The organism is Amycolatopsis acidicola, from assembly GCF_007713735.2.
Lineage (GTDB): Bacteria > Actinomycetota > Actinomycetes > Mycobacteriales > Pseudonocardiaceae > Amycolatopsis_E > Amycolatopsis_E acidicola.
Genome location: NZ_VMNW02000041.1, coordinates 60,933 through 71,222 on the forward strand (window position 1 = coordinate 60,933; position 10,290 = coordinate 71,222).

Here is a 10,290-nt window from a genome sequence, read left to right on the forward strand (position 1 = left end):
CATGCGACTTTCCCCGAGCCAGCTGTCCGTCATCAAGTCCGGGCTGGACGCGATCGGCCGCGAGATGGCCGTCAACCTGCGCCGCTCCGCCACCTCCTCGATCGTCCGCGAGGCCAGGGACTTCTCCGTCGCGCTGACCGACGCGCGCGGCGAAGTGGTGGCACAGGCGGAATGCATCCCGATCATGACCGCCGGCATCGCGCTCGCGCTGCGCGGCATCGCCGCGCGGATCGACCTCGCGAGCCTGACCGACGACGACGCGCTGCTGATGAACGACCCGTACCAGGGCGGCCAGCACCTGCAGGACATCTACCTGCTCACCCCGATCTTCGCCGACGGCGAGCTGATCGGCTTCGGCGCCTCGACCGCGCATCACGTCGACATCGGCGGCTCGCACGCCGGGCTGTCGGCGCACGCGACCGAGCTGTACCAGGAAGGCCTGCGGCTCCCGCTTTCCCGGTTCTCCGTGTCCCGGGACTTCAACGACCCCAACGGTTTCGTGCGGCAGGTCATCGCCGCGAACGTCCGGGTGCCCGACGCGGTGATCGGGGACCTGCAGGCCCAGTTCGCCGCCAACGCCACTGCCACCAGGCGGCTGACCGAGCTGGTCGCGCGGCACGGGCGCGACGAAGTGCTGCAGGCGATGGCGGATGTCAAGGACTACGCCGAAAAGCGGGTGCGCTCGGCCATCGAGTCCATTCCGGACGGTACCTACCACGCCACGGAGACCTTCGACGCCTCGCCGTGGGACGCCGGCACGGCGGAGATCGTCGCGAAGGTGACGGTGGACGGCAGCACCATCGACGTCGACTTCTCCGGCACCGCGGGCCAGATCCCCGGCAACGTCAACTGTCCTTTCGCCTCAACGGTTTCCTCCGTGCAGTCCGCGGTCCGGTGCATGCTCGACTCGCCCGACATCGGCTTCAACGAGGGCTGCAACCGGCCGATCACGGTGTCCGCGCCCTCCGGGTCGGTGCTCAACCCGCGCCCGCCCGCCGCGGTGCGGGCCCGGCTCACTCCGGCGTCGCGTGTGTTCAACGCGGTCATCCGCGCGCTCGGGCAGGCGCTGCCGGAGCGGGCCGTGGCGACCGGGTTCGACACCACGACGGCGATCGCCGTGAGCAAGAGCGGCGAAGACGGTTACCAGGTGGCGCTGGAGATCCTCGGCGGCGGCTGGGGCGCGTGTGCCGAACACGGCGGCCCGGACGGGCTGGACAACCCGATCTCCAACTGCGCCAACGCCCCCGTCGAAGCACTGGAAACCGACTTCAGCCATTTCCGCATCGCTGAGTACGCGCTCGTCGGGGACTCCGGCGGCGACGGGACCCACGCCGGTGGCCGCGGCATCCGGCGGACCTACGTCGCGACCGCCGACGGCGTCGCGGTGGCCGGGTACGCCGACCGCCACACCGTCGGCGCCGAGGGGATCAACGGCGGCGCGCCCGGCGGTACCGGCAACTTCGCGATCCACCGCGCCGACGGCACCGTGACCGAACTTCCCTGTGTGTACGAGGAAACCCTGAACAGTGGCGACAGCATCGTCATCACCACCGGTGGTGGCGGCGGCTACGGCGCCCCGGAGCGAGAGGTGAGCGCGTGAGCACCACCGCGACCCCGGCGGGGCGCATCGCCGCCGCGTCGTTCGTCGGCACCGCCATCGAGTGGTACGACTACTTCATCTACGGCACCGCGTCCGCGCTGGTGTTCAACGAGGTCTTCTTCCCCGACAGCGACCCGCTGGTCGGCACGCTGCTCTCGTTCGCCACGCTCGCGGTCGGGTTCATCGTGCGGCCGCTGGGCGCCATCGTGTTCGGGCACTTCGGCGACCGGTGGGGCCGCAAGAGCACGCTGGTGGTCACGCTGCTGGCGATGGGGATCGCGACGTTCCTCATCGGCGTGCTGCCCACCTACGCCACGATCGGCGTGGCCGCGCCGATCCTGCTCGTCGTGCTGCGCCTGCTCCAGGGCCTGGCCGTCGGCGGCGAATGGGGCGGCGCGGTCCTGATCGCGACCGAAAACGCGCCCGAGCGCAAGAAAACGCTCTACGGTTCGTTCGCGCAGTTCGGCAGCCCCGGTGGCCTGCTGGTCGCGACCGTGGTGTTCACGGTGCTGAGCAACACGGTCAGCGCGGACAGCCTGCAGAGCTGGGCCTGGCGGATCCCGTTCCTGCTCTCGGCGCTGCTCGTGCCGCTGGGCCTGTTCATCCGCCTGAAGATGGCCGAGACCCCCGAGTACGCCAAGGCCGCCGAACGCCAGGAACAGACACGGGTGCCGTTCCTGCGAGTGCTCACGAAGGAGTTCCGCCCGGCGCTGATCGGCACGCTGTCGTTCACCGGGGTGTTCCTGACCTACTACCTGCTCACGTCGTTCGTGCTCACCTACGCCACGAAGACGCTCGGCATGCCGACGTCGATCACGTTGCCCGCCAACCTGATCGCCGCCGTCAGCGAGGGCGCGTTCATCTACGTCGGCGTGCTGCTCGCGAAGCGGATGACCGCGCGCGGCGTCGCGATCGTCTCGGCGTTCGGCCTGCTGCTGTGGGCGGCCCCGGCCTTCGCGCTCATGCACACCAGGGAACCTTTCCTGCTGTACGTGGCCGTCGGGGTCGCGATGGTGTTCGTCGGCACGTCCTACGGGGTGCTCGCCGGCGAGGTGGCCGAGCTGTTCACCCGCGAGGTCCGCTACACCGGCACCAGCCTCTGCTACCACCTGGCCGGCATGATCGGCGGCGGGTTCGGCCCGATCATCGCTACGTACCTGTTGTCCCGCACCGGTTCCTCGTGGCCGGTGGCCGCGCTGACCGCCGTGGTCTCACTGCTGATGGCGCTGGCCTGTTTCGCCCTGCCCAAGCGGGAGTCCGTGCGCGGGCGGACGCCGGCGAAGGCGGAGGCGAGCGCGTGACCTACCGCAACGGCGAGGTCTCGCACTGGCTCGCGGGCACCCGCGCCACCCGCAAATCCTGGACCCCGGGCACCGGACCGTCCGAAGTGGACGTCGCGATCGTCGGTGGCGGGCTGACCGGCCTGTGGACCGCGTACTACCTGCAGGAGCACCGGCCCGAGCTCAGCGTCGCGGTGCTGGAGGCCGAACACGTCGGGTACGGAGCTTCCGGGCGCAACGGCGGCTGGGCGTCGCACCTGATCCCGGGCAACCGGGCAAGGTACGCGCGGGGCCCGCGTGGCGCGGCCGGGGCACGGGACTTCCAGAGCGCGATGTTCGAGGGCATCGACGAAATCCTGGCCGTCTGCGGACGCGAAGGGATCGAGGCCGACCAGGCCCGCGGCGGAAACCTCGTGCTGGCAACGACTCCGGCCGCCGCGAGCAGGCTCGCCGCGCGGCGTGACGGCGATCTGCGGTACGGGCTCACCGAAGACCAGGTCGTGTGGCTGGACCGGGCGCAGGCCAGGGAACGGGTCAACGCCGAGCACGTGTCCGGAGGCATGTACTACCCGGCCGTGGTCCGGGTGCACCCGGGAAAGCTCGTCACCGGACTGGCCGCGGCGGTGGAACGCCGGGGTGCAGCGATCTTCGAGCAGAGCCGGGTGCGCACCGTGGGGCCGGGCGGAGTGCGTCTCGAACCGGGGACGCTGCGCGCCGGCCGGGTGCTCGTCTGCACCGAGGGCTACGGGATTCCGTTGCTGGGCGCGCGGAGCATGATCCCGGTGAACAGCTCGATGATCGTCACCGAGCCGCTGTCCGAAAAGGACTGGGACGCCATCGGGTGGCGTGCGGCCGAGTGCGTCAGCGATGCCGCGCACACGTTCGTCTACTCGCAGCGCACGGCCGACGGCCGCATCGCCATCGGCGGCCGGGGTGCGCCGTACCGGTTCAACTCCGGCACCGGCGGTGCGGGGGTGACGGCGGAGAAAACGGTGCGGCAGCTGGAAGACCGGCTTCACCGGTACTTCCCGCGCGCGGACATCCGGGTCGCGCACGCGTGGTCCGGGGTGCTCGGCGTGACGCGTGACTGGTGCGCGCGGGTGACCTACGACCGGGAGACCCGCGTCGGCTCGTCGGGCGGGTATGCCGGGCACGGCGTGACGGCGACGAACGTCGGCGCCCGCACGCTGGTGGACCTGACGTTGGGCCGGGACACGGAGCTGGCCCGGCTGCCGTGGGTCGGCTACCGCTCGCCGCGCTGGGAGCCGGAACCGTTGCGCTGGCTGGGGGTGCACGGGATGTACGAGCTGTTCCGCATCGCCGACCAGCGCGAGGAGAAGCGCGGCCTGGCGAAGACGTCGTGGATCGCGCGGGTGGGGAGCCGCCTGGCCGGGCTGCACGAGTGAGAGCGCGGGTGGGGGCGCGCTCGCCCCCACCCGCTCTGTCAGGCCTCCGGCCAGTCCACGCTCAGGTACTGGATTTCGGTGTACTCGTGCAGTCCCTCGCGCGCGCCTTCGCGGCCCACCCCGCTTTGCTTGAGCCCTCCGAAGGGGGCTGCCGGGTCGGAGACCAGGCCGCGGTTGATGCCGACCATCCCCGCCTCGATCGCCTCGCCGAGGCGCAACGCGTGTTGCAGGTCCCCGGCGTAGACGTAGGCGGCCAAGCCCATTTCGGTGTCGTTGACCAGGTCCAGCAGCTCACGCTCGTCGCGCCAGGTGACGACCGGGGCCACGGGGCCGAAGATCTCCTCCTGCACGATCTCGGCGTCGGCCGGGACGTCGGCGAGGACTGTCGGCGGGAAGAAGTGGCCCTTGCCGTCGGCCGGGATGTCGGCTCGCGCGACGATCCGGGCCCCGGCGGCGACGGCGGAATCCACCAGCGCGGTGACGCCGTCGAGGGCCTTGGCGCTGATCAACGGGCCGATCTCACCGCCGGACCCCACAGTGAGCGCCTCGACGCGTTTGCCCAGGCGCGCAAGGAAATCGTCGGCCACGTCGGCGTGCACGTAGAAGCGGTTCGCGGCGGTGCAGGCCTGGCCGCCGTTGCGGAACTTCGCGATCATGGCCCCGTCGACGGCGGCGTCGAGGTCCGCGTCTGCGGTCACGACGAACGGGGCGTTGCCGCCGAGCTCCATCGACGTGTTCACCACCCGCTCGGCCGCCTGGCCCAGCAGCAGCCTGCCCACGCGGGTCGAGCCGGTGAAGGAGATCTTGCGGACGCGCGCGTCCGCCAGCCAGGTGCCGACGACCGAACCGGCGTCGGTGGAGTTGACGAGGGTCAGCACGCCATCCGGCAGTCCGGCCTCGGTCAGCAGGTCCGCGATCGCCAGCGCGGTCAGCGGGGTCTCGGCCGCGGGCTTGAGCACCGCGGTGCATCCGGCGGCGAGCGCGGGGCCGATCTTGCGGGTGGCCATCGCCGCGGGGAAGTTCCATGGCGTGACCAGGGCCGCGATCCCGACCGGACGGCGCGTGACGAGCGTGCGCGTGCCGCCGGCGGGGGAGGGGCCGTACGAGCCGTCCGTGCGCACGGCTTCCTCGGCGTACCAACGGAAGAACTCGGCTGCGTACGAGACCTCGCCGCGGGCGTCGGCGAGCGGCTTCCCGTTCTCGGAGACGATGAGCGCGGCCAGTTTTTCCTTGTCCCGCAGCATCAAGTCGAAAGCGCGGTGGAGGATCTCCGACCGGGCGCGGGCGGGAGTGCGGGCCCAGCCGCGGGCGGCGCGCTCGGCCGCGTCCACGGCGGCGGTCGCCTCGGCCGGGCCGCCGTCGGCGACCGTGGCGATGATCTCGCCGGTCGCCGGATCGTCCACAGTGAACTCGCTCATACGGTGAACCCCTCCTCGAGGACGTCGAGCGCGTCGTGCAGCAGCTCGTCGGTGATGGTCAGTGGCGGCAGGAACCGGAGCACGTTGCCGTAGGTGCCGCAGGTCAGCACGATCACGCCCTGCTGGTGGGCGAAGGTGGCGACGGTGCGGGCCAGTTCGGGGTCCGGCTCGCCGCCGGGCCGGACCAGTTCGACCGCGACCATCGCGCCGCGCCCGCGGACGTCGCCGATCCGGTTGTCCTTGTCCTGCAAGCGAAGCAGCCGTTCGGTGAGGAGCTTCCCGATCTCCCGCGCCCGGTCGGTGAGCCGCTCGGTTTCGATGGTCTCGATCGCGGCGAGCGCGGCGGCGCAGGCGATCGGGTTGCCGCCGTAGGTGCCGCCGAGGCCGCCGGGGTGCGCGGCGTCCATGATCTCCGCGCGGCCGGTGACCGCCGAGAGCGGCAGGCCGCCGGCGATGCCTTTCGCGCTCGCCACGAGGTCCGGCACCAGGCCCTCGTGCTCGCTGGCGAACATCGCGCCGGTGCGGGCGAAGCCGGTCTGCACCTCGTCGGCGATGAACACCACGTCGTGCTCGCGGCACCAGTCCGCGAGCGCGGGCAGGAAGCCGGGCGCGGGCACGATGAACCCGCCCTCGCCCTGGATCGGCTCGATGATCACCGCGGCCGGGAGCCCCACCTGGCGTTCGATCGTCTCGATGGCGTGGCGGGTGGCGGCGGGGCCGTCGAGCTCGTCGCGGAACGGGTAGGACAGCGGCGCGCGGTAGACCTCGGGCGCGAACGGGCCGAAATTGTGCTTGTAGGGCAAGGATTTCGCGGTGAGCGCCATCGTCAGGCTCGTCCGGCCGTGGTAGGCGTGGTCGAAGGCGACGACGGCCTGGCGGCCGGTATGCGCGCGGGCGATCTTCACCGCGTTCTCCACGGCCTCGGCGCCGGAGTTGAACAGCACCGTCTTCTTGGCGTGCGTCCCCGGGGTGAGGCGGTTGAGCTGCTCGGCCACGGCGAGGTAGCCCTCGTACGGGGTGACCATGAAGCAGGTGTGCGTGAAGGCTTCGGCCTGGGCGCGGACGGCCTCGACCACCCTGGGCGCGCTCGCGCCGACGGTGGTGACCGCGATCCCGGAGCCGAGGTCGATCAGCCGGTTCCCGTCGGCGTCCTCGACGATCCCGCCGCCCGCCCGCACCGCGAACACCGGCATCGTCGTGCCGACGCCCCGGGGGACCGCGGATTCCCTGCGTGCCACCAGTTCCCGCGAGCGTGGCCCGGGGATCCCGGTCACGAGGCGGCGCGTCTGCTCCAGTTCCATCCCTTCATGCTCCGGGGCCGCGAGAATGCCGTCCACTGCTTGTTTTGGAACCTGACTATGCTCTACAGGCATGGAGCTGCGGACTCTGCGGTACTTCGTGGCCGTCGCCGAGCGGGGTTCGGTGAACGCGGCCGCGGGCGTCGTGCATGTGACTCAGCCGGCGCTGTCCCGCCAGGTGCGGCAGCTGGAGCACGAACTCGGGCTGGCGTTGTTCGAGCGGCACGGCAACCGGCTGACGCTGACCGCCGCGGGCGCGCAGTTCCTGCCCGTGGTCCGCGACGTCATCCGGCGTGCCGAGGACGCGTTGTCCGCTGCCGAGGCGTTCGCCGCGGGGCGCATGGTCAAGCTCACTATCGCCGCGCCGACGACCACGCTGACCGACGTGATCGCGCCCTTCCTCGCGACCTTCGGCCAGGAGGATCCATTGCCCACGGTCGTCGAGGCAGCGGGGACGAGTGTCCTGAACGAGGGCGCGGATCTCGCGATCGCCACGCGGCCGCCGGAGGCGTCGTGGGAGCGGCTGGATCTGGCCGTGTTGCCGTTGTGGGCTTACGTTCCGGCCGGGCATCCGTGGTCGTCGCGGGCGAGCGTGGCGTTGGAGGAGTTGGTGGGGGAGCCGCTCGTGGTGCTGGACCGGCCGTTTCGGCCGCGGCAGATCCTCGAAGACGCGCTGAGCGCCGCCGGCCTCGGCGAGCCGGAGTGCATCGAATGCTCGAACCCGCAGGTGGCCCAGGCGTTAGCGGCGGCGGGCCGTGGCGTCGCGGTCGTCTCCGACGACGCCCGATTCGGGTTGCACGGCTTGCGTATCGAGGGAGCGCAGGGGCCGTTGCGGATTTCGCTCTTCGCGGCTTGGTCCTCCGGGCACCACGCGGCTCCCGGGCTGGCGGCCATCGCGGCGCGGTTGCGGGAGTTCTGCGCTGAGCGGTACGGGGCTGATGTGGCGCCTTGAGTGTGGTTCGGGTGTGGGGTGGGCGCTGTGCCCGGGCGGCACCGTTTTCCGACGTGCGTGGAGCGCCCTGCTCACTCCCAGCCCCGTGAAAACCGATCGGCCACTGCCCGCGCGGGGTCCATGGCCGCCGGGTCTCGGTATCCCCGGTCTGGACCGGGGATACCGAGTGTCGTCACTTGTCGAACACGTCCTTGGCCGCGCCCTTCAGTTTCTCCCCAGCCTGCTTGATCTTGCTGGTGCTCTGCTCGGCCTTGCCCTCGGCCTGCCACTGCTCGTTGTCGGTGGCGTTGCCGACCGCTTCCTTGGCCTTGCCCTTGAGTTCGTCGGCCTTGTGCTCGGCGTTGTCGTTCATTTCGCTGTTCCTCTCCACTCGGTTCCGGGAACCGGTTACCCGGGTTGGGTGGAGTTATTCCCCGGGAATGGTAGAACAACCTTGTTGAGAGGACGCTGAGCGCGAAAACAGGGATGGCCCGCGTGAATTGCGGGAACGCGATCGGCTTGAATTGATCGCGTGCACGCCTCGCAGATCCGCATCGACACCGTGACCGTGGTGGCCGTCGGCGCCGTGCTCGCCCTGTTGTCGGTGGTGCTGGTGCCGTGGCGCTGGGACGCCTGGAAGCACCGGCGCACCGGCCGGTCGCTGAGCACCCTGGTCGCCGTGGTGGCGGTGGTCACGGCATGCGGGCTCGCCGTCAACTCCGCCGGAAGCTTTTACCCCACACTGGGTTCCCTACTCGGCACGTCGCCAAACCCCGGGGAAGGCACGGTGGCGGACGCCGGGCCCGACGGCCGCGACCTCGCCCGCACGCTGGCCACCGTCGGCGCCCGCGCGGCGGCTGGGCACGGCTCGATGCTGCACCTGACCGTCACCGGCAGGCGCACCGGGCTCACCCGCGACGTGGACGTGTACCTGCCAGCCGGGTACACCGAGCCGGAATGGGCGGATTTCCGTTTTCCGGTGATCGAATGGATTCCGCATTTTCCGGGCGAGCCCCGGCAGGTCGCCACATTGTACGGATTGCCGGATCTGCTCGACCGGGAAATAGGCGCGCACCGCATGCCGCCGACCGTGGTGATCGTGCCGGACCCCAATGGCGAACCCCGCATGGCGCACGATTCGGAATGCGTCGACGCCGTGCAGGGGCCAGCCGACGACACCTATCTCGCCGCCGATCTGCGCGGCTGGGCCCTGAGCGAGCTGCGGGTGCGGTCGGACCGCGAGGGCTGGGCGATCGCGGGCTGGTCCTCGGGCGGGTACTGCGCCCTGAATCTCGCCTCGCGCCACCCCCAGTGGTACTCCGTCGCCGTCAGCATGAGCGGTTATGACCGGGCGCCGCAGGACGTCGAGACTGGGGATCTGTTCCACGGCCGCGCGGACATCCAGCATGCCAACGATGTGACCGCGACGCTGCGGGAGCATCCCTCGCCGCTGCGGATGCTCGTCACCGCTGACGCGGCCGCCGGGGACGAGGTGGCCGCACTCGGCAGGCTGCGCGCGGCGGTGGCTCCGCCTGCCGAGCTGACCACCTGGGTGCTGCCCGCGTCCGGGCACAACCTGGACGCGGTCCGCTCGGACCTGCCGCCGGTGCTCGCCTGGCTGGACGCCCAGCTCGGCAACCCGGTCGGCAGAACGGACCCGCCACCCGGCCAGGCCACCGAAGGCCAGATCCTGCCCTGGCCGCTGCCCGACCCCGGAACCCCAGGGAGCCTGCATGGCACCGACGCCGCGGTCTGAACCGCACGAACCGGCCCACCAGCGGGGCGAAGGCTCGCGGGGCGAGGGATGGCTGGGCACGGGCTGGCTGGGAGAAGGAGAGCCGGGCGAGGGCTGGCGGGCCGAGGGCTCGCGGGGGAAGGGCTCGCGGGGGGAAGGCCAGCCGGGCACGGGCTGGTTGAGGAGGGGCTGGCTGGGCAGGAGCTGGCGGGGCAGGGCCTGGAATGGCGAGGGCCGGCCAGGTAAAGGCTGGCAGGGCAGGAGTTCGCGGGGCGAAGGCTTGCCGGGCAGGAGCTGGCCGGGCAAGGGCTGGCCCGGTAAGGGTTCGCCGGGCAAGGGCTGGCCGGATAAAGGTCGGCGGGGCAGGAGCTCGGGGGACGAAGGCTGGCAGGGGCAGGGCTGGCAGGGCAAAGCCTGGATTGGTAGGGGCTGGCAGGAAGGTCAGCAGGGTAAAAGTCGGCAGGGTAAAGGCTGGCAGGGCAAGGATTTTCGACACATGGGATGGCTGGGCAAGGCCGGGAACGCCAAGCGTTGGCTGCGGAAAGGCTGGCAGCGGAAGGGTTCGCGAGACACGGGCTCGCTGGGGCAAGACCGGCGAGACGAGGGCGGGCGGGACGAAGCC

8 protein-coding genes are annotated in these 10,290 nt (G+C 71.3%); 5 read left to right on the forward strand and 3 right to left on the reverse strand.

Annotated features, from left to right (window positions below; genetic code table 11):
- The first annotated feature begins 1 nt into the window (after position 1).
- The 3 genes from FPZ12_RS25195 to FPZ12_RS25205 are packed head-to-tail and all read left to right on the forward strand — an operon-like array spanning position 2 to position 4,286.
- Entirely contained in the window at positions 2-1,600 is a 1,599-nt protein-coding gene (locus tag FPZ12_RS25195) for a hydantoinase B/oxoprolinase family protein (protein WP_144758164.1), read from the forward strand.
- Complete coding sequence (locus tag FPZ12_RS25200; RefSeq protein WP_144758165.1) at positions 1,597-2,901, forward strand: MFS transporter; 1,305 nt, start codon at positions 1,597-1,599, stop codon at positions 2,899-2,901. The genes FPZ12_RS25195 and FPZ12_RS25200 overlap by 4 nt, the downstream gene beginning before the upstream one ends.
- Positions 2,898-4,286, forward strand: a complete 1,389-nt coding sequence (locus FPZ12_RS25205; RefSeq protein ID WP_144758166.1) for an NAD(P)/FAD-dependent oxidoreductase — start codon at positions 2,898-2,900, stop codon at positions 4,284-4,286. Before FPZ12_RS25200 ends, FPZ12_RS25205 begins: the two co-directional genes overlap by 4 nt.
- Positions 4,287-4,324: 38 nt before the next feature.
- Here FPZ12_RS25205 and FPZ12_RS25210 read toward each other — a convergent pair whose 3' ends face one another.
- Entirely contained in the window at positions 4,325-5,704 is a 1,380-nt protein-coding gene (locus FPZ12_RS25210; protein WP_144758167.1) for an NAD-dependent succinate-semialdehyde dehydrogenase, read from the reverse strand.
- Positions 5,701-7,005 carry a 4-aminobutyrate--2-oxoglutarate transaminase gene (gene gabT / locus FPZ12_RS25215; protein WP_144758168.1) on the reverse strand — a complete coding sequence of 435 codons (1,305 nt, stop codon included), beginning with the start codon at positions 7,003-7,005 and terminating at the stop codon, positions 5,701-5,703. Before gabT ends, FPZ12_RS25210 begins: the two co-directional genes overlap by 4 nt.
- A 70-nt stretch (positions 7,006-7,075) precedes the next feature.
- Here gabT and FPZ12_RS25220 point away from each other — a divergent pair, with 70 nt between their 5' ends.
- A complete protein-coding gene (locus FPZ12_RS25220; RefSeq protein WP_144758169.1) occupies positions 7,076-7,954 on the forward strand; it encodes a LysR family transcriptional regulator in 879 nt (292 codons plus the stop codon).
- 172 nt (positions 7,955-8,126) lie between these two features.
- Here FPZ12_RS25220 and FPZ12_RS25225 read toward each other — a convergent pair whose 3' ends face one another.
- Entirely contained in the window at positions 8,127-8,306 is a 180-nt protein-coding gene (locus FPZ12_RS25225) for a CsbD family protein (protein ID WP_144758170.1), read from the reverse strand.
- Positions 8,307-8,465: 159 nt separating this feature from the next.
- Here FPZ12_RS25225 and FPZ12_RS25230 point away from each other — a divergent pair, with 159 nt between their 5' ends.
- Positions 8,466-9,689, forward strand: coding sequence for an alpha/beta hydrolase (locus FPZ12_RS25230; protein WP_144758171.1), 1,224 nt, complete (start codon positions 8,466-8,468; stop codon positions 9,687-9,689).
- Positions 9,690-10,290 lie beyond the last annotated feature (601 nt).

Bases quoted from the DNA above. Each gene is read 5' to 3' on its own strand.
- FPZ12_RS25195 (WP_144758164.1), top strand. From the start codon at position 2: ATGCGACTTTCCCCGAGCCAGCTGTCCGTCATCAAGTCCGGGCTGGAC.
- FPZ12_RS25210 (WP_144758167.1), bottom strand. From the start codon at position 5,704: ATGAGCGAGTTCACTGTGGACGATCCGGCGACCGGCGAGATCATCGCC.
- gabT (WP_144758168.1), bottom strand. From the start codon at position 7,005: ATGGAACTGGAGCAGACGCGCCGCCTCGTGACCGGGATCCCCGGGCCA.
- FPZ12_RS25220 (WP_144758169.1), top strand. From the start codon at position 7,076: ATGGAGCTGCGGACTCTGCGGTACTTCGTGGCCGTCGCCGAGCGGGGT.
- FPZ12_RS25225 (WP_144758170.1), bottom strand. From the start codon at position 8,306: ATGAACGACAACGCCGAGCACAAGGCCGACGAACTCAAGGGCAAGGCC.